Source organism: Vibrio sp. RC2502, assembly GCF_054850435.1.
In genome coordinates this window covers 1,450,061-1,469,108 of sequence record NZ_CM141453.1, presented here as the reverse complement: position 1 = coordinate 1,469,108, position 19,048 = coordinate 1,450,061, and the positions used below count along the sequence as shown (strand labels likewise).

The following is a 19,048-nucleotide window of genomic DNA, read 5'->3' as shown; positions in this document are numbered from 1 at the left end:
CACGAAGGTTTGGTTTTGTATGGCATCTCCTCGTTTTCTTGTTGGTATTGACCTTGGCACCACAAACACTGTGGTGGCCTACTGTGAAATAACCAACAACCTTGAACAATCCGAAGTATCCCTATTTGACATTGACCAACTGATTGGTCCGGGCGAAGTCGTTCGTAAACCACTTCTGCCCTCTTTCCGCTATCATCCAGCTGTAGGTCAAATCTCCCCTTCTGACCTCACTCTTCCTTGGGACAACGAACCTGTTGCCGGCGACATTAACAATGTAATCATTGGTGAATGGGCTCGCGAATTAGGCGCGAAAGTAGAAGGCCGTCAGGTATCCAGCGCGAAAAGCTGGCTCTCACATCAAGCGGTTGATCGTAACTCAGACATTCTTCCTTGGGCTGGTGCGCAAGACGTGGATAAAGTCTCGCCAGTTATTGCCAGCGCAAGTTATCTCAATCACATTCGTCAAGCATGGAACTACCGTCATCCAAGTAACAAACTCGAAGACCAAGACGTAGTTGTCACCGTTCCGGCATCATTTGATGAAACCGCGCGTAAACTGACACTTGAAGCCGCCGAGCTTGCAGGCTTGAAAAAAATCGTCTTGCTCGAAGAGCCACAGGCGGTGTGTTACGACTGGTACGCACGCCACCAGCAAACCGCGGCTGACGAGTTAAAAGATCTGCCACTAATCCTTGTTTGCGATGTGGGTGGTGGTACGACCGACTTAAGCCTGATAGAAGCTAAGTTCACCAATAGCGACTTAGCACTTGATCGTATTGGCGTTGGTGAACACTTGATGCTAGGTGGTGATAACCTCGACTTAGCGTTAGCGCACCTTGCTGAAAGTCGCTTCAATCAAAATAAAAAACTCACTGCTGCAAGCCTGACTAAGCTGATTCAACAAACTCGTAAAGCCAAAGAAAACCTACTCTCAGCGAGCGCGCCTGACGAAGTAAAGATAACCATGCTAGGCAGTGGCTCCAAGCTGCTTGGGGGCACAAAGAGTATTGCTCTAAGCAAACAAGAAGTTCACCAAATCGCATTGGATGGTTTCTTCCCGCTTTCTGATTTCAGTGAAGTGCCAGACAAACGCCGCAGCGCCGTCGTCGAGTTTGGTCTTCCATACGTTGCTGACCCAGCGGTGAGCAAACACGTTGCCGAGTTCTTAACTCAGCACCAACAAGTTGCTCGTGCCGCTCTTGGCATTGAAGACGACAAACAAAACGCGATCCCAGTTGGCTTATTGCTGAACGGTGGCGTGTTCAACAGTGATCTGGTGACTGAACGTGTCACTACCCTACTTTCTGACTGGCGCGGCGCACCAGTTACGGTATTAGATAACCCACATCCAGATTGGTCGGTCGCACTAGGTGCGGTTGCGTTTGGTAAAGCGCGTCGTGGCGCACAACTGAAAATTGGTGGTGGTGCTGCACGCTCTTACTTCTTGCATCTACAAGAAAAAAACAAAATGGGTAAAGCCCTCTGTTTACTTGCAAAAGGCACAGAAGAAGGTCACGAGATCCGCTTAAGTGGTCGTCGTTTCTCGCTTACCCTAGGTGAGCCAGTCCGCTTTAACCTGCTGACTTCTACCCACGATACCTTAACCAACAACACGGCGATTCAAAACGGCGTGATGGTTGATGTTGACCCAGACTTGTTTGCTCCGCTGCCGCCTTACATCACCACACTTGAAGGTGAAGGTGCAGAGCTACAAGCCAACCAAAAGGAGCGTGTAGAAGTGCAACTGGCGTGTCAGTTGACTGAAGTCGGCACACTTAAGATGGAATGTGTCAGCGCAGAAGATGACAGCAAACGTTGGGAGCTGGAGTTCGAAGTTCGTAACAAGCAAACCGACGACAGCGAACAAGTTAAGCTTCACCCTAAACTGAACGAATGTAAAGAGCTGATTGCTCGTCTATACAGCGGCAACAAGAAAAGTGCTGAAGGCAAAGAAATCAAAACCTTAGCAAAAGATCTTGAGAAGAAACTGGGTAAACGCGATGAGTGGGACTTCACCACACTCCGTCAACTTTTCGATACTTTTGCGCAGGGCCGTAAGCGTCGTCGTCGCTCTGAACAACATGAGAAAAACTGGCTTCGTTTGGCTGGCTTTGCACTACGTCCGGGCTTTGGCGATCCAACAGACTCTTGGCGTATTGAGCAAGTTTGGGGACTGTATCAACAAAATATTCAGTTCAAAAACCATCAAGGTTGGACTGACTGGTGGGTATTCTGGCGACGTATCGCGGGCGGTCTAAGCCAAGAACAACAAGAAACCATTTTGGCAGACATCGCAAAATATCTGCATCCCGGCGCGATGAAAAATCCGCAGTCAGCAAAAGCGGCTCAGGAGATGGGGTACGAATCCATGGTGCGTCTTTCAGCCTCTCTGGAGCATCTAGAAGTGGAAGATAAAGTCCTGCTGGCGACGTGGTTCTTAAGCAAAGCCATCAACCAAAACCAGTTTGAACAAGCACACTGGTGGGCGATGGGACGTTTGGCTTCTCGCACACCGCTTTATGGCAGCCAGCACAACGTCATTCCTCGTGAACAAGCTGAGCAATGGTTACCTAAGCTTTTGGAACAAAATTGGCTGAAAGAACCAATGATCGCTTTCGCAGCCGTAATGATTTGTCGTAAGACGGGTGATCGCTTATTCGATATTTCTGACGACTACCGGGAACAAGTTCTAACAAAACTCAAACAGAGCAAAGTACCTGAGTCGTGGGTATCGCTGGTTGAAGAAGTGAAAGAGCTTTCAGAAAGCGAGTCAAAACGTGTCTTCGGTGATGCTTTACCAAGCGGTTTAACGCTGGTTCATCATTAAATCCACTTTACAAAAGAAGACGAGTTAAACGCACAAAGCCCTCCAAAGAAGGGCTTTGTTTTATTGCATTCTTTTGGTTTTGACCGCGCACAACGCGTTAATTCATTTCTGTCGTAATCACCACATCGCGCGTTTCGTTATCCATATCACTAATACCGACCACCGACACTTCTCTGTCCGATAGAGTCTCAATTAGGCTGTCTTCTAATCCACCATCAGCAAGCCAAGAATAGAATTTATCCGCAATACGCTCCGAACCTTCTCCGACAAACGTTAATGTGACCTTCTTCATTTGTGACACTCCATCAATTTACGATTCAGCCACTTAAGCGTAGTATGTTTCCTAAATATCGACATACACTAAGGTTAACTTCTTTTATGAGTATCGAAAAATTTGACGCCATCTATCAACGTGCCGCCGAACGAAAAGGTGGAGAAGATCAGCTCGAAGCACTGCTGTCGCATCCATTAAGTAAAGAAGAGTTAGCTGCCATTCCAAACGACCGTTGGTTAGCGGCATTTTCGATGAAGGTGTTTCAAAGTGGCATCTCGTGGAGCGTAGTTCGTAAGAAATGGCCGAACTTCGAAGAGGTCTTTTTCGGCTTTAAGATTGAACAATTACTGATGCTGTCTGACGAACAATGGGAAACCAAAGCGACCGATGAGCGTATTATTCGCCACCTAACGAAAGTGATGTCGATTCCTGCCAATGCTCGAATGATCCACGAAGCATCAGTCCAGCATGGGTCATTTGGCAAAATGGTCGCAGATTGGCCTCAGGAGAAAATCACTGAGCTTTGGGCGTATCTAAAAAAACATGGCAGCCGTTTGGGCGGTAATACAGGGCCATATACTTTACGTCAAATGGGTGCTGATACGTTTATTTTGTCTAACGATGTGGAAGCATACTTGCGCAATTGCAAAATCATCGAAGGCGGAAAAGACACCAAAAAATCTCACGATGCAGCAACCCAAGCGTTTATGCAATGGCAGAAGGAGAGCGGTCGTAGCCTCACCGAAATCAGTCAAATCATTGCATTTAGTACCGGTGATAATCGACTCTAACGACAGGTTGACAAGCACATTGGCTCTTATCACAGTGTGCTTTTTCTGGCCATATCTCTAGCTCCACTCTTGGCTTCATTAAACTTCAACCACCTTCCCATCTTGAGAATTACAAATAATTGTCGTATCGACAAAATTATTTTTTTATACAATATTTTTATTTATCAAACACCTACCTATGATTGATGTTTTATTAGGCATGTTTTATTGATTCTGCTCAATTGCATTGCCTATTCAAACTGACTAGGATACACGCCCTTCCTGAGTGAACTATCAAAAATAAAATCGAGAAACTTGCTCGAGTTTCTCAACAGTTCACGAACATTCTCGACAATTATATTCATTTCATGATTTTTAGCGCACTTGAGCGCTGATTGAAACGACCATTGCTCCGTACTCGAAAGATTTCGTATTCGCGCTTTCTTACGTGGAGTTATTTATTTCATCAAGGTTGGTCAAAAGGATGATGCCCCTTGAATGCATTTACTGGAGGACAAAAAATGCCAAAAGGTCTAATGCTGACTGACTTAGCCATCGCAGGCTTACTTTTGATTGTAGCGAAAGTGATTCGCGTGCATACGCCATTGCTACAACGCATGTACATTCCATCTGCTGTATTGGCAGGTTTATTTGGTCTCGTGTTTGGCCCTGCCATGCTCGATCTATTACCGTGGACAGACACGTTTACCGCTAACGCAAGCCTATTAACCGCTGCACTTTTTTCTGCGTTAGGGTTAGCAACGGATGTTCCATCCCCAAAAGTTGTCGCACAACGTGCAGGCTCGTTATGGGCATTTAACCAAATTGCTTCTGTCTCACAGTGGTTATTTGCTGCAATGTTTGGCCTGCTCTTAACTACATTTTTCTGGCCAGAAATCAATCCTGGCTTTGGCGTCACAATGTCTGCGGGTTTCATGGGTGGTCACGGTTCAGCCTCAGTTGTGGGAGATATTTTCACGGGTCTTGGTTGGGAAGATGGCTTCACGCTTGGTTTGACCTTTGCGACAGTCGGTATCTTCATCTCAATTTCCATCGGCATGCTGATGCTTCAATTTGCTCTAAAAATGGGTTGGATTCGAAGCTTTACAACTTTTGACAGCATGGATGAACATGAACGAAAAGGTCTTGTAAAACCAACAGAACAAGAACCAGTGATGAAAGACACAATGTCTTCACTCTCTGTGGATTCATTTGCTATTCACGCAGCCCTTGTCGTCGTCGTTACGGCTTTCTCTTATGTCGCAGCAAACTACTTATCGTCGTTCCACGACAAAGTACAAATTCCGACATTTGTAACGGGCTTTTTGGGCGGAATGCTCGTGCGAATTGTCGCGAAACAAACCAAAGCGTCGCGATACCTTTGTGATGGAGCATTTAAGCATGCAGCTGGTATCAGCACCGACTACCTAATCATATTTGGTATTTCGGCAATCAAAATTACTGTTCTTGCTCAGTACCTTGCGCCAATGATCGTACTCGCCATTGGTGGCATCGCATTTACGTTGTGGCTGATCTTCTGGGTTGCGCCTCGAATTATGGGCGATGATTGGTTTGAAAAAGGCATATTCTCCTGGGGATGGCTAACAGGCACAGTTGCAATGGGCATCGCGCTATTGCGCATTGTTGACCCTAAAATGCGTAGCAAAGTTCTGGATGACTACGCCATTGCTTATGTGCCTGGTTCAATTACCGATATCTTTATCATCTCTCTGATGCCTATCGCGATGTATAACGGTATGGAGTGGCAAGCACTTGGTGTCGGCTTAGCTTATATCGCAGTAGTCCTGTTTATCTGGCGATTTGTATTTAAACGCAGTGGCCAAACGGTAACGGACGCGTCTTAAGTACTCCGGCTCGGGAGATTTTTCCTCCCGAGCACATCTTTATTCATCTTTTTTCCTCCTCTCTTTAAAATCCCAATTGAGAAACCGCTTCAATCTCCAATGAATAAGTAAGCAACTTGTTTTATATATGAGATTTGTAATAGCAGTCACACCTTCTCATTCTTTTTTAATACCGATATAACCCTATTTTTATTCCAGAATAGCAGCCTATAAAATGACAAAGCTGGAGGCTGGTTGTGCGTGGTTCACGAGGATTTACCCTTATCGAGTTAATAATGTGCATCATCATTCTTGGTGTTGTTGGCGTTGTTGCCCTGCCCAAGTTCCTCGGAATACAAAAAGACGCACGAATTGCCGTTTTGTATGGTGCAAGAGAAGCGCTAATGACAGCCAACAACCTTGTTTACACTAAAGCCGTTATTCAGTCTCAAGAGAACATCAACTCAGAAGACACGCGAAACATCGACTTAGATAACGACGGAGTAAACGATCTTATTGGTTACTTTGGGTTAATCAAAAACGTGATTCCAGCAAAAGAGCTTGCCGGTTTTGACCCACAACTCACCATCAACAAATGGTACGGCGCCGATTCAGAGACTGAACCCTACTTCCTTATCGGCTTTGCCAACAAACCCGTGAGCATCCATCACCTGTGTTATGTCGAAGTGTACTACCCTAAAACACCAGGCGGACAACTTCGCTATGGAATTCAAACTGAAGACTGCTAAAAACCCTCCCAAACAAGCTTCAAAATTGTACATTTTGAAGCTTTCTACTTTTAGCGCTAACTTACGCGCCAAAACCTCAACTTAACATAGATTTCACATAATATTGTTGCATGGTTTTCTTGCAGCGAGAAAGCAAGTAATTCCTGAGCGCATATATTCAAAATCGACACAATCTGTTGTTTTCTTCTTCGCTCAAAAATTGTGCTTGTAAACTCATCATTTCGCTCAATAATAGTTCCATAACAAATTCAATAATTTAAAGCAGGAGGCGTAATGAGAATTTTCTGGCAGCTGCGTTGGTATTTCCGACAAAAATGGAAACATTATGTGGGTTCCATTCTTTTATTTGCAGTAATCTCTGCCCTTCAGCTGGTTCCACCCAAGGCAGTCGGAGTGATTGTCGATGGCGTTGTTGATAACACATTAGAAACAAACACGTTAATCATGTGGTTGTTAGGCCTTATTGTTCTACTTTTCACCATCTACGGGTGCAGAATCCTCTGGCGTATATGGCTATTTGGTGCGAGTTGGGAACTTGGAACCATTTTACGCAACCGCCTTTACCGCCACCTTTCGACTCAACCTCCCCGCTTTTTTGAACGATACAAAACTGGCGATTTGATGGCGCGCGGCACGAACGACGTAAGAAACATCGTTATGACAGCTGGCGAAGGGGTATTAACGGCAGCCGACTCGGTTATCACAGGCATAGCAGTGTTGATCATCATGGTCACGCAAGTCAGTTGGAAACTGACCGTTATGGCCCTGTTGCCAATGCCATTTCTCGCGGTAATTATTTTCTTTATCGTCCGCATTCTTCACCAACGTTTTCGTGTCGCGCAGGAAGCATTCTCTTCGATGTCCGATATGACGCAAGAATCCCTAAATGGTGTGCGAATGCTGCGTGCTTTTGGTTTGGAAAACCAAGAGCAACAACGATTTGAAGATGTCGTTGACGATACTGGTGCTAAAAACATCGCGGTAGCAAGAGTAGATGCGCGCTTTGACCCTGCGATTCAGTTGACGATTGGTCTTTCGTTTCTTCTTAGTGTGGCGGCAGGCGCGTATCTGGTCGACAAAGGCGAAATCACTCTTGGTGATTTGACAGCCTTCACCATGTACTTGGGTTTGATGATTTGGCCAATGCTAGCGTTCGCATTCTTGTTTAACATCTTAGAGCGCGGTTCTGCCGCATGGAATCGCCTACAAGAAATCTTCGATGAACAACCAGAGATCATTGGTGGCACACAGCCTCTAGATGACAAACCATTACCGCTGCACATCAAGATTGACGCGTTCCATTGGAGTAAAGAACTCCCACCAGCTCTTGCCGCTGTGGACGTAACGTTAGAGCCAGGGAAAATGCTCGGAATTGCTGGCCCAGTAGGCAGTGGCAAATCGACGTTACTCTCCCTGCTATTGCGTCAACATGATTTAGAAAATGGCACCATTCAGTTTGGCGATGTCAAAATCAAAGACGCTATCTTACCTCAATGGCGTAATCGCTTTGCGGTTGTGAATCAGAGTCCATTTCTGTTCTCAAAATCGATCTTTGACAACATCGCTCTTGGCAATCCTCAAGCAACACAAGAGCAAGTTTATCAAGCAGCGAAGTTTGCGTGTATCCACGACGATATAAAGAAATTTCCTGACGGATACCAAACCGAAGTTGGCGAAAAAGGCATTACTCTTTCTGGCGGTCAGAAGCAGCGTATTGCGATTGCACGCGCCATGCTTCTCAACGCTCAAGTGTTAGTTTTAGATGATGCCCTATCCGCCGTAGATGGTCGAACCGAACACCAGATTCTCAAGAACCTTGAAACACACTACCGTGATCAAGCGTTGATCGTTATCGCACACCGATTAACCGCATTGGAAGCGGCTGATGAAATCATCGTTCTTAATCATGGCCATGTCACCGAGCGAGGAAAACATCATTCTCTACTCGAACACCAAGGCTGGTACGCAGAAATGTTCCAGTACCAAAAACTCGAACAAGCAATGGAGGAGTAATCAATGAAACAAACCAGTACATTTAAGCGGTTGTTGTCTTATCCATTGTCTCAGCCGAAGCCAATGATAAAAGGCTTAGCTTTGCTGTTTATCGCGGCGTTAGCGAGTGCGAGTGGCCCTTGGTTGATCCAGTATTTTATTGATGAACACATTGCCAAAGGTGACTACTCTCGTAACGTATTGATTGCTTTAGCGTTGGGCTACGTGTCACTTCAAGTCATTTCAGCAACGTTCCAATATCTTCAATCGTTGCAATTTAGCATGGTGGCAACGAACACGATCAAAACCATTCGCAAGCAAGTGTTTTCGGGAGTGATCAAACAGCCACTTTCTGCGTTTGACTACACGCCTGCTGGTAAGCTTGTTTCTCGAATCACGAATGATACAGAATCACTTCAGCAGTTTTACGAGTTGTTAATCGCGACCGTGGTTAAGAACGTTGTGATGATCGTGGTAATGTTGGGTGTCATGTTCTTCATGAGTTGGAAGTTGACGCTGGTTGTTCTCGTTCTGTTACCGATCGTAATTGGTTTTATGTATCTGTTTAAACAACTCAGTACCGAGAGTTATCGTAGAATGCGTGACTTGCTCACGGACATTAACGCCAACTTAAGCGAATCAATCCAAGGGATGAGCGTGATTCAGCTGATGCAACAGGAAGAGCGCTTTAATAAACAGTTTAACGAACTCACTGCTGAGCATTTGGTCGCGTCCAAAAAAGTGATTTGCTTAAACGGGTATCTGCTGCGGCCTCTCATGGATCTGTTGGCTGGCCTTGCCCTACTCTGCTTAGTTGCCATCTTTGGCTTTAATGGTGTCGAGTTGATTGGTGTCGGTGTACTTTATGCGTTCATCAGTTATTTGGCGCGTGTGACCGAACCTCTGATTGAAATGACCCAACAACTTGCACTTTTACAACAAGCGCTGGTGTCGAGTGAACGTGTTTTTGAGTTGATTGATGCGAAGCCACAAACTTACGGTGACGATCATAAACCACTTAAAACGGGCTCAATTGAGCTAAGTAATCTGACGTTCAGTTATGATGGTAAGCAAGATGTATTGAAAGACATCTCCTTGAAAGCCGCTCATCAAGATTTTATCGCGCTGGTCGGCCATACGGGCAGCGGCAAGAGCACGTTAGCATCTTTGCTCATGGGCTTTTATCCAACCAATGTGGGCGAGTTATTAATTGATGGGCGGCCACTTAATACATTGGGTAAAGACGTACTTCGCAAAGACGTAGCAATGGTTCAACAAGATCCGCACATTCTCCCAGCCTCTGTACGTGAGAACATTTCTCTTAGCCGAGCAGTGAGCGATGAGCAGATATGGGATGCGTTAGATAAGGTAGGTTTGTCGGAGCAAATTCACCGCTATCCAAACGGCTTAGACACTCAACTCGGCCAAGGTGAAACCAACCTTTCGGCAGGTCAAAAGCAATTACTTGCGTTAGCCCGAGTGTTAGTAGCTAAACCAAAAATCTTAATTTTGGATGAGGCAACGGCGAACATCGATTCAGGAACTGAGGCTCTCATTCAAAAAAGCTTAAAAGTTTTGCGCCAGAACATGACGTTAGTGGTCATTGCGCACCGACTGTCCACCATATTGGATGCAGACCAAATTGTAGTTCTACACCATGGTGACTTGGTCGAACAAGGCACGCATAAAGCCCTATTGCAACAAAATGGTCGCTACGCTCAAATGTACCAGTTACAACAAGCGAATAGACACCTTCAACAGATTGAGCAAGAAGATGCTAAACAACTAGAAGAAGCTGTTTAAGCACTGTACAAGCCACCTGAAAATCGCAATGCAGGTGGCTCCATTTAGTTAAATCCATTCACAATTTAAACTAATTTTTTATTTCTTACCTATTATTGACATAACCCCTCGCTATATAACGCAAGGTCGTTGTAAAATCGTAACGAACTTCAGCTCAACTTCTTGCCGATGACTCGGTGAGCTGATTACCTATTTCTCATATTGCATATTAATCTCATGACACAAGTCCATGGACAAAGATAAGTTTACTAACATCTATCGCTTGCCTGGTTCGATTCAAATTCGTATCGGTAAATGGCAAAAAACGTTCCGCGGCACCTCTGATTTGGTTTTACATCAGGCGCTAATGGAGCGTAATAAACAGTTTAAAAAACCAGACTTTCTACCTAAAGGCTGGTGTGTTATTCCTATTGACGAAAACGACATCACTATTACGCACCACGGTAAGTACATCCAAACAGTCATGCGTACCATGTTAGATAGAAAGGTATCGTATAAGCGGCTGTTTATGTCGCGTATGAATGCAGAAGATGGTGAAAAGGCACTTCGAAAATACAAATTGGAGTGGGTTCAAAAACACAATCAGATTGCGAAAAAATACAACCAAATCAAGAAAAAGCAGTACATGAATTTTGCAAGGGAAGAAGAAGAAACACTCTACCCTTCCATTCCAAAAGGCGAGTTCGACAAAACACTGTGGAACAAATTGGTTATATCCACTTTTGGTCCAGAGAAGAAATACAAAAATCCTCACTTTGTACGCAAAGCAGACATCTAATTAAACACCCCTAAATTTAGGGGTGTTTATCTACACGTTAATACAATAAAAATGCAAGACTGATATTCAACTCAAGTAAACTCTAGATACTTGAGTTCTCGTTTTTGACCTATGGCGTTGAAGGATTGAAATGACGCCATAGCGGTTAATTTAATGACGAGCGTCAGCGCCAAATTCTACTTCTTTATAGATATCGGCCAGCGACTTCTTACCTTGTTTGTCTTTGGCTGAACGCTTTTTCTTTGCATGATAGTGATATTCTTGCTCCTGAAGTGCTTCTTCATGCTCTTTCGCTGACTGCACAAACTCAGGGTTCGCAAGTGCTTGTTGGCGTAAGCGGTTTACTCTCTCAAGGGTTTCCCACAACATACTTCACCTCCAAACTAGATACTGTATATAAAAACAGTATTGTTTATAATTTCCTCCTAGTCAATATTCGTGCTCCTTCGTTTACGGGGATTACATCAGCCCTAAGCCTGTGTAGTGCTCAGGATATTTATGGATGATTTGTTTTAGATAATTTTGATGCTCACGCAGCGCGTTGACACATTCTCTGGACAACAATCCTTGATACACCCATTTCTCCAACTCAAGCAAGGCATAAGGTATCGACCAAGCTTGGCGATATGGGTGGTGAGTCGTAAGCACATCGAATGCGTTAGCCACCGCAACGATTTGCGCTGCAATTGGGATCGCCTCTTTCTTCAAACCGTACGGATAACCAGAACCATTAAGGTTTTCGTATTGGTACGTAATCATCTGCAAAAACAGCGTCACGCTTGGGTGAACTGGATTACCAATACGCGCCACTATATCGTCTGCAGATTCGATACACTGCTCGATATGTTGAAGAAGAATCGCCTCCTGCTCTCTCGTGTAACGTGTTCTACTACAGGCTATTTCTATCGGCAGTTGAATATCGCTCAATGCATGAAACTGCGCAAACGTACCAATATGCTCAACCGTTTCGTCATTAAAATGATGATGATCCGCGAGTTGTGTGGCGATTAACTGGCTGTAATATTTCATCCGTTTAGTATGGGCATAATATTCTGGCGAATAACTCGGCATCATACCCTGCATTCGATCGGCAAGCGTTTCGATGGCATGAACGACATGATCCTCAGACTCAACAGCAAATTGAACCATCTCAAAATAAGGCTTAAGTCCATTCAATGCTTCAAGCTTAAAAGCTTGGGGCTGGACAGAATTTAAAAAGACAAACCCGGTAAAGGCTTTGTTGTCATAGCAAGGAATCGCGACTGATGACTGATAGCCTTCTTTAAGCAGGGTTTGTATGCGGGAACAATGATTGATGTCGTGAAGATCATCGACAATACGTGGTATTGCATTTTCAGCGGAGATAGTAAGGTTGTGGAGCTTTCTAAACGGCGCCTCATGATGGGCCAAGCACCAAGTATCAAATTCACTTTCGGCGAAAGATTTGAGCATGTCTTGATGAGGGTGATATTTCGCAAACGACACCCTATCGATACACGGCAAATGTGCCTGCATTCTATTCTTCAACGTTTGCAGTTGCTCATTAAGCGGTTTAGCAAACGGGTAAAAACTCCGGTGCGCCATACTTCACCTCCACACCCAAGTAGAGAAACCAGAAGAAAAAGCTCCTTTCTGTCAGAAATTTTGATGATCTTAGAGCGGCTTTTCCCCACTTAAATAATTGATATACCACAACCTAAGTGTACGAAATAAAAACAGATTTCCGCCAATTTTTTCACCGAATATCTTACGGTAATTTGATCCAGATTAAAAAAGCCAACAGGTTTCCCTATTGGCTTTTCACGTTCAATTTAAGCAGTGGAACTAACCTAGAGCAGGTAATACACCTAAAGTGATTAGCACTTGCGCTAAAACGATGCCCGTACCCGCTATACCAGTGACGACTAGTGCTCCTTGCCCACCAGCGACACGGTATTCACCAGAGAAATCATCGGAACGACGAACCTTGATCACCATGACAAGAGGAAGGAAAATCGCAAGAATAGCCAATGCAATCGCCGCGTAACCCAGCGCCATAATGAAGCCTTGCGGGTAGAAAAGCGCAAAACCAAGTGGCGGAGTAAACGTAATCACCGCAGCTAACAAGCGATTTGGTTTCTCACTTTTGCCTTTGATCGTATCACCTAAAAATTCGAACAAACCTAAGCTCACACCTAAAAACGAGGTGAGAAGTGCAAGGTCAGCAAATACACCTACAATGCTGCTCAAGTTGGATTTGTGAACAGTTTGAGATAATTGACCAATAAGTGCACTCAAGCCACCGTTTTCAATAAGCGCATCTTGGCTTACTACGCCTAAGGTAACGATTTGCCAGAAAATGTAGATAACTAAAGGAATCGTCGAACCAACGATAACCGCTTTGCGCAAAGATGACGTATCGCCATCTAAGTAGTTTACGATTGCAGGAATACTGCCGTGGAAACCAAACGATGTGAAAATCACTGGAATCGCCGCAACAATAAGTCCCTGTTCGATAGGCATGCTTAGCAAGTATGACTCGGTAACGTTTGGCGCTAAAAATGACAGTACCGCAACCATTGCGACTAGCTTTAACGCAAACAACACACGGTTTACTTTATCAACTGTTCCTGTACCAATAGTCACCACTAAAGTAACGATCAGAGTGAAAATCACTGTCGCTGTCGGACCAGAAATGTCTAACTCAAACCACTGAGATAAGCGGTCACCAAATTGTGCACCGCCACCAGCGATGTATGCCGCACACAATGAATAGAACAAAAATAGCATCGCAAAACTGGCAACCCACTTACCCTTTTGACCAAGGATTTGTTTCGCCAAGGTATGAAGTGTTGCACTACTTTCAGCATATTGGTGAAGTTCAAGCATCAGTAACGCAGTAAAGGCCATTAACGCCCACAAACTCAACATGATGACCAGAGATGTAGTAAAACCAATGCCAGCGGAGGCAAGAGGAAGAGCTAGCATACCAGCCCCAATTGTAGTACCAGCAATAATTAGGGTACTACCAAACACTTTAGAACGACTCATTGTATATTTATCTTTACATCTTATTGGGAGTTATCAGCATCAGATCGGGCAACGGCGCACCAAAACTGACACCATATTTGTAATAAACACGATATTGTAGGATCTTTGAGAGAAGATCAAGCAAAGTGTAAGGATAAAAAACCACAGCCGTAAAATTATGTTTACACAAAACAATCTAAGCGCTTATTTCTATCAATAAGCGAGCGCATTCTTCAGAATTCATAAACTTGGGAACGGGGTAATTCCAATGTGCCTCTTTCAGAATCAGGTCAACCAAGTCTTCGATATCATCTTGTTTTATGACTGTTGTGCATTTTTCGATACCAATAGCATCGTACAAGGATTCAATCTGTTCCAAGAAACGCTCAGCACTTGGTTTGTCTTTCGTATTGATATTGGTCTTCTCGGCAAGCGTTCTTAGCTCATCTTCAATTTCAGGCAAAGAGAACTTTAAGACGGGTAGCAACGCTAATCCATTTGCCATGCCATGTGGCAAACCATACCTTGCCCCTAAGTTGTGCGCAAAAGCATGCACGTACCCTAGACTTGCCTTGGTAAAAGCTAACCCTGCGTAGTAAGACGCCATGGCCATTTTGTATCGAGCTTCAATATCTCCCCCCTGCGCCACGGCTTTGGGTAAATAACGAAATATTAATTTGATTGCAGCGACTGAATACGCTTGAGTTTCTGGTGTCGCATTGCGCGAGATGTAGGCTTCTACCGCATGAGTTAACGCATCAATCCCTGTGTCAGCAGTGATTTTGGCTGGCAAACCGATAAGCAAGTCAGGATCGAGCGCGGCCATAATCGGCACCAGTTTCGGGTCCATCAAGGGCGTTTTTAAATGTGTGTCTGGGTCTGAAACCACTGCCGCGATCGTCACTTCAGAACCAGTGCCAGAAGTGGTTGGAATAACAAACAGAGGCGCTGGGGTTCGCCATACTTTGAAAAGTCCTGAGAGCTTTTTGATTGAGCGCTTGTTACTTACTCTTGCAGCAATCACTTTTGCACAGTCAATGGCAGATCCGCCACCTAACGCCAAAATGGCTTCCGATTGAGAGGCGTTGTAAACACGTAATCCATCTTCCACTTGATCGTAAGTTGGGTCTGGTTTTACTTCAGAAAACACGGCCACCTGTAAACCCAACCCCTGCGTTTGCTCCAAGACTTTACCTACCATACCGATTCGAACTAATCCCTCATCGGTCACTAGCAACAAACGTCGAAAACCTAGATCAGATATCGCCTCCAACAACTCAGATACGGCTCCCGAACCAGAAAACAGCGTCGGCCGTGGAAGTGGCAGCACATGCGCGGCGATTTTTAGCCCTTTGGTGTAACTGCGATACAAACAATGTTTCAACATACAAATTCCTTTTGAGTTGGAGCAATTAGTCTAGTAGTTTTTTCAGGCAACTCTTCTTTGCGGCTTCACAAATTCGCAATCGAGTCGTTTACCTTTTCTTCCTTTAACTCATTGAGCTAATTAAGAAACAAAATGGGGATATTTTCTTTCCTACAGTGACCACCACAATAGGTATTCCATCTGCACCGTCCATACGAATTACATTGAGAGTGGCAGCAAAACGTGCACCGTCACTTTGAGGCCGAAAACCCTAAAGTCGTCTCTCCCCCTTTGTTTGCTGATGTTTTAGTCAAAAGTAGAAATAAGAATACGTTGCATCATGATTTATTGTCGTTTTCAAAGAAGTCAACCAAAGCAACAAGAATCTTTTAAAACCAATACTCAGCTCAAAGAACTGACGTTAAACAGTGAGCTTCGAGTGATATTCTTATGCAACTAGGATTATTATCTACGCCATAATTAAAATTACGTCCAAATAGCCCACCTTTAAGGGCTCTTTTCGCTGTCGCGCCCTTTCTCTAAATATCAGGCCATGATGTCGGTTTGCGTGGGCTTAAAAACATGTCGGTATAAATAATGAAGCATTCTTCCTCTCCCGATGCTATTGCGGGTTTTGAAGTCGATCTAAAACAAGCACTTATCTGGGTCGCCCGTGCACTCGACTATGTAGGTGTCGATGACACTCACCACAGTCACCGTGTCGCATACATCGCCTACCAATGCGCTCTAGCCTTAAATTGGGATTTAAAGAAAGCAGAGTTTTGTTACTTTGCAGGCATGATTCACGATTGTGGCGTCTCTGAAACGCAAGAACATAAAATGTTGCTGGACGAGCTCATCCCTCAAGATGCCAAAGCGCACTGTCTGCGCGGCTACCAAACGCTCAAACAATGTCGCCTTTTAAGTCAATTTGCCGTTCCAGTACTTTACCACCACACCCATTGGGATGAACTGCAACATCTCGACCTGCCTGAGTTCGAAAAAGACGTTGCGGCCCTACTCTACCTTTCTGATCGACTAGACTTCATGCGTGCGCGCTATGTAATGAATTGCCACTGTGACATTGTCACGCTGCATGAGGAATTGATTGCAGAATGTGTATTGGCGAATGCTGGCACCTTATTTAATCCCGTTATGTGCAAAGCCATGGTTAAGCTCATCATGACCGACGGATTTTGGTTCGCGATGGAATCAGAAAACATCGAAACCATTGGTCTGAATTTTAAGAGCATTGATTGGTTACAAAAACAGTTAACCATTTGGGACATGAACAGCCTTGGATTATTTCTGGCGCGCATTGTCGATGCGAAAAGCCCATTTACTTATCAACACTCGCAAAAAGTTGCTGAGTTGTCGCGCTATTTGGCGGGCAAATTAGGACTCGATGAACACGACCAAGAAATGCTGTTTATTGCCGGTTTGGTTCACGACATAGGTAAGCTAAAGACGCCAGATGAAATTCTACATAAGGAAGGCGCGCTCAGTAAGCAGGAATACACGAGAATCAAACGACATACGATAGATACTCAACTTGCGCTGCATAAGGTGTTCCCAAACGCCAAAATTGCAGAATGGGCTTCAAATCACCATGAACGCTTGGACGGCTCTGGCTACCCTTACCATAAAACAGCAGAAGAACTCGACATCCCTTCTCGCATTATTGCCGTTGCCGATGTGTTTCAGGCACTATCGCAAGATCGCCCTTATCGAGGACGAATGAGCCAAACACAAATTGCTGAGATCATGGATGATCTAATTGAGCAGAATAAACTCTGCGCTCACGTCTATGAGGTGTTAGAGCAGAATATGACGGCTTGCTACAACATGTCTATTTGCCACTAAAAGCCGATTTTCAGACATTAAAAAGGGCGCATCACGCGCCCTTTTTAGTATTTAGTGTCTAGATGTTAACTCGCGATATCCAGAAGGTTATCTCTCACACCATTAATTCTGAACCAGCCTGCGATACTGAAACGCTCCGCGTTAGTCGGCAACACTTCATGAGGAAACTGTTCAGATAAGAACACCAGTAGACGCCCCCCACGAGGCGGTATTGTCGCGATTTCTTTGTCATTGAGGTCATAGACGACCAGTTCGCCCGCGTCCTCTTCACTCCAAGATTCATTCATGTAGAACACCGTGGTTAAGCGACGGTTTTCGTTCCCTTTAAAGCAATCAAGGTGTTTTTGGTAAAAATCGCCTTTTTCGTACTTAGCAAAGTGCGCTTCATACTCAAACAAACCCAAGAAGAAATGGCGGTTCACCTCTTGTCGAATCTCTTCCATTTTGCTCAAATAATTCGCGATTGGCTGGCCCATAGCTGGTTTTAACCATTGAATTTTGTCACTGCGAATTGATTCAATTCGGGTCACATCATCATTTCGACCAATGCGTGCTTTCTTCCAATTATCCGGTATGCAATCACGTAATTGGGTTACTTCGTCTTCAGAAAGAAAGTCATCCCAAATGTAGTAACCATCCGTTGCTAACGCATCGATCAGCTTGTTCATTTATTTTATTCACTCGTGTGGATTGGGCGGTTTATATAAAAAATTCAATCCAATGCAACAAATGCAACTTTTTGTCGAAACGACAAATTCTGAATCATCAAATAAAATTGAAAGAAAAGCACACAAAAAAGCCGCTCTCTTGAGCGGCTAAATTAGCAAGTTATTGGGCACCATAAACCACGGTTGGTTGATGCATCGGCCTGATTCGCTGGATAGTTCGGCGCTGTTTGTTCTTTAGTTGGATGTGACACAGTTCCAACACCAAACCAAACGCCATCGCAAAGTACACATACCCTTTATTGATATGGATTGCGAAGCCTTCGGCCATCAGCAAGCCACCCAGCAATACTAGGAACAGTAGCGCTAAGGTTTTGAAACCAGGGTAACGGGTAACTAGGTTATTGATCTTTTCAGCAGTCATAACCATGACCAATGCAGAAGTAATAATTGCAGCAACCATAAGTGGTACTTCACTTGTTAAACCGACTGCTGTGATGACAGAATCCATCGAGAATACCGCATCAACCGCAACGATTTGTAACAAAACCACCGCCAATCCCGTGCGCACATGGGTAGAGTGATTGGTTTCATTGTGAGTTAACCAGCTCCAAAGCTCTTTTAAGCTTTTCGCTAACAAAAACACACCACCCAAGATCATTATCATATCTCGACCTGTCACTGCATGGTTTGCAACGCTAAATAGTGGTTGTGTAAGTTGCATGATCCATGTGATAGAAAACACCAATCCAATACGCGCGAACACCGCAAGACCAATACCTAGGTTTCGTGCGAGCTTTCTCTGGTGGGATGGCAATCTTTCACATAACACGGAAATAAAAACGACGTTATCTACGCCTAAAACAACTTCGAGAGCAAATAAGGTGGCAAATATCACCCATGCTTCGGGCTGCATGAAAAGTTCTAACATGAGTATGCCTCCTGAGAGTGGAAGCGATACGGAGAAGGGTTCAGTCGACTAAAGGGGTCGTCCATTAATTATTTATACCTCTGTTACTTAGGGATCTAGAGTTAAGCACCTCTTGGTTTGCAACACAATACTCTTTTCAACACAAAAACTAGTGTCTTTATTTGTGCTCTAAAGGAT

At 44.4% G+C, this 19,048-nt stretch carries 15 protein-coding genes; 8 read left to right on the top strand and 7 right to left on the bottom strand.

The annotated features are described in order from the left end of the window. The first annotated feature begins 19 nt into the window (after positions 1–19). Positions 20–2,827, top strand: a complete 2,808-nt coding sequence (locus ACYJZR_RS07010; protein ID WP_461715863.1) for an Hsp70 family protein — start codon at positions 20–22, stop codon at positions 2,825–2,827. Between the two features lie 97 nt (positions 2,828–2,924). Here ACYJZR_RS07010 and ACYJZR_RS07005 read toward each other — a convergent pair whose 3' ends face one another. After that, positions 2,925–3,119 (bottom strand): hypothetical protein, encoded by a 195-nt coding sequence (locus ACYJZR_RS07005; RefSeq protein WP_005455030.1) that lies wholly within the window; start codon positions 3,117–3,119, stop codon positions 2,925–2,927. 86 nt (positions 3,120–3,205) lie between these two features. Between ACYJZR_RS07005 and ACYJZR_RS07000 the strand changes: the two genes are divergently transcribed. The 6 genes from ACYJZR_RS07000 (at position 3,206) to ACYJZR_RS06975 (ending at position 11,037) form a co-directional block, all read left to right on the top strand. Continuing rightward, complete coding sequence (locus tag ACYJZR_RS07000; protein WP_025534531.1) at positions 3,206–3,892, top strand: DNA-3-methyladenine glycosylase I; 687 nt, start codon at positions 3,206–3,208, stop codon at positions 3,890–3,892. 500 nt (positions 3,893–4,392) lie between these two features. Next, positions 4,393–5,736 carry a sodium/glutamate symporter gene (locus tag ACYJZR_RS06995; protein WP_005454913.1) on the top strand — a complete coding sequence of 448 codons (1,344 nt, stop codon included), beginning with the start codon at positions 4,393–4,395 and terminating at the stop codon, positions 5,734–5,736. A gap of 236 nt (positions 5,737–5,972) precedes the next feature. After that, the gene (locus tag ACYJZR_RS06990; RefSeq protein WP_005454955.1) at positions 5,973–6,464 is read left to right on the top strand and encodes a prepilin-type N-terminal cleavage/methylation domain-containing protein; all 492 of its coding nucleotides are present in this window, start codon (positions 5,973–5,975) and stop codon (positions 6,462–6,464) included. Positions 6,465–6,737: 273 nt separating this feature from the next. After that, entirely contained in the window at positions 6,738–8,477 is a 1,740-nt protein-coding gene (locus ACYJZR_RS06985) for an ABC transporter transmembrane domain-containing protein (RefSeq protein ID WP_025508417.1), read from the top strand. Between the two features lie 3 nt (positions 8,478–8,480). Further along, a complete protein-coding gene (locus ACYJZR_RS06980; protein WP_406966331.1) occupies positions 8,481–10,259 on the top strand; it encodes an ABC transporter transmembrane domain-containing protein in 1,779 nt (592 codons plus the stop codon). A 229-nt stretch (positions 10,260–10,488) separates the two neighbouring features. Further along, on the top strand, positions 10,489–11,037 hold the full coding sequence (locus ACYJZR_RS06975) for an MSHA operon transcriptional regulator (RefSeq protein WP_005454867.1): 549 nt from the start codon (positions 10,489–10,491) through the stop codon (positions 11,035–11,037). A gap of 150 nt (positions 11,038–11,187) precedes the next feature. Here ACYJZR_RS06975 and ACYJZR_RS06970 read toward each other — a convergent pair whose 3' ends face one another. From ACYJZR_RS06970 to ACYJZR_RS06955, 4 genes are all read right to left on the bottom strand, one after another. Next, positions 11,188–11,406 (bottom strand): hypothetical protein, encoded by a 219-nt coding sequence (locus tag ACYJZR_RS06970; RefSeq protein ID WP_005455055.1) that lies wholly within the window; start codon positions 11,404–11,406, stop codon positions 11,188–11,190. A 90-nt stretch (positions 11,407–11,496) separates the two neighbouring features. After that, complete coding sequence (locus ACYJZR_RS06965) at positions 11,497–12,621, bottom strand: HD-GYP domain-containing protein (protein WP_021486653.1); 1,125 nt, start codon at positions 12,619–12,621, stop codon at positions 11,497–11,499. A 240-nt stretch (positions 12,622–12,861) separates the two neighbouring features. Continuing rightward, a complete protein-coding gene (locus tag ACYJZR_RS06960) occupies positions 12,862–14,067 on the bottom strand; it encodes an aromatic amino acid transport family protein (protein WP_015296687.1) in 1,206 nt (401 codons plus the stop codon). A 175-nt stretch (positions 14,068–14,242) separates the two neighbouring features. Further along, positions 14,243–15,433: an iron-containing alcohol dehydrogenase gene (locus ACYJZR_RS06955; protein WP_406966330.1), complete on the bottom strand. Its 1,191-nt coding sequence runs from the start codon at positions 15,431–15,433 to the stop codon at positions 14,243–14,245. 576 nt (positions 15,434–16,009) lie between these two features. Between ACYJZR_RS06955 and ACYJZR_RS06950 the strand changes: the two genes are divergently transcribed. Then, positions 16,010–17,275, top strand: a complete 1,266-nt coding sequence (locus ACYJZR_RS06950) for an HD-GYP domain-containing protein (RefSeq protein ID WP_015296685.1) — start codon at positions 16,010–16,012, stop codon at positions 17,273–17,275. Positions 17,276–17,340: 65 nt separating this feature from the next. On the opposite strand, the gene ACYJZR_RS06945 is transcribed toward ACYJZR_RS06950, so the two are convergent. Together ACYJZR_RS06945 and ACYJZR_RS06940 are read right to left on the bottom strand one after the other, a co-directional pair. Then, the gene (locus ACYJZR_RS06945) at positions 17,341–17,943 is read right to left on the bottom strand and encodes a 2OG-Fe(II) oxygenase (RefSeq protein ID WP_005454888.1); all 603 of its coding nucleotides are present in this window, start codon (positions 17,941–17,943) and stop codon (positions 17,341–17,343) included. Positions 17,944–18,103: 160 nt separating this feature from the next. Next, positions 18,104–18,871 (bottom strand): TerC family protein, encoded by a 768-nt coding sequence (locus ACYJZR_RS06940; protein ID WP_406966329.1) that lies wholly within the window; start codon positions 18,869–18,871, stop codon positions 18,104–18,106. Positions 18,872–19,048 lie beyond the last annotated feature (177 nt).

Bases quoted from the DNA above. Each gene is read 5' to 3' on its own strand.
- ACYJZR_RS07005 (WP_005455030.1), bottom strand. From the start codon at position 3,119: ATGAAGAAGGTCACATTAACGTTTGTCGGAGAAGGTTCGGAGCGTATT.
- ACYJZR_RS06955 (WP_406966330.1), bottom strand. From the start codon at position 15,433: ATGTTGAAACATTGTTTGTATCGCAGTTACACCAAAGGGCTAAAAATC.
- ACYJZR_RS06980 (WP_406966331.1), top strand. From the start codon at position 8,481: ATGAAACAAACCAGTACATTTAAGCGGTTGTTGTCTTATCCATTGTCT.
- ACYJZR_RS06940 (WP_406966329.1), bottom strand. From the start codon at position 18,871: ATGTTAGAACTTTTCATGCAGCCCGAAGCATGGGTGATATTTGCCACC.
- ACYJZR_RS06970 (WP_005455055.1), bottom strand. From the start codon at position 11,406: ATGTTGTGGGAAACCCTTGAGAGAGTAAACCGCTTACGCCAACAAGCA.
- ACYJZR_RS06975 (WP_005454867.1), top strand. From the start codon at position 10,489: ATGGACAAAGATAAGTTTACTAACATCTATCGCTTGCCTGGTTCGATT.
- ACYJZR_RS06995 (WP_005454913.1), top strand. From the start codon at position 4,393: ATGCCAAAAGGTCTAATGCTGACTGACTTAGCCATCGCAGGCTTACTT.
- ACYJZR_RS07010 (WP_461715863.1), top strand. From the start codon at position 20: ATGGCATCTCCTCGTTTTCTTGTTGGTATTGACCTTGGCACCACAAAC.
- ACYJZR_RS06945 (WP_005454888.1), bottom strand. From the start codon at position 17,943: ATGAACAAGCTGATCGATGCGTTAGCAACGGATGGTTACTACATTTGG.
- ACYJZR_RS07000 (WP_025534531.1), top strand. From the start codon at position 3,206: ATGAGTATCGAAAAATTTGACGCCATCTATCAACGTGCCGCCGAACGA.
- ACYJZR_RS06965 (WP_021486653.1), bottom strand. From the start codon at position 12,621: ATGGCGCACCGGAGTTTTTACCCGTTTGCTAAACCGCTTAATGAGCAA.
- ACYJZR_RS06950 (WP_015296685.1), top strand. From the start codon at position 16,010: ATGAAGCATTCTTCCTCTCCCGATGCTATTGCGGGTTTTGAAGTCGAT.
- ACYJZR_RS06985 (WP_025508417.1), top strand. From the start codon at position 6,738: ATGAGAATTTTCTGGCAGCTGCGTTGGTATTTCCGACAAAAATGGAAA.
- ACYJZR_RS06960 (WP_015296687.1), bottom strand. From the start codon at position 14,067: ATGAGTCGTTCTAAAGTGTTTGGTAGTACCCTAATTATTGCTGGTACT.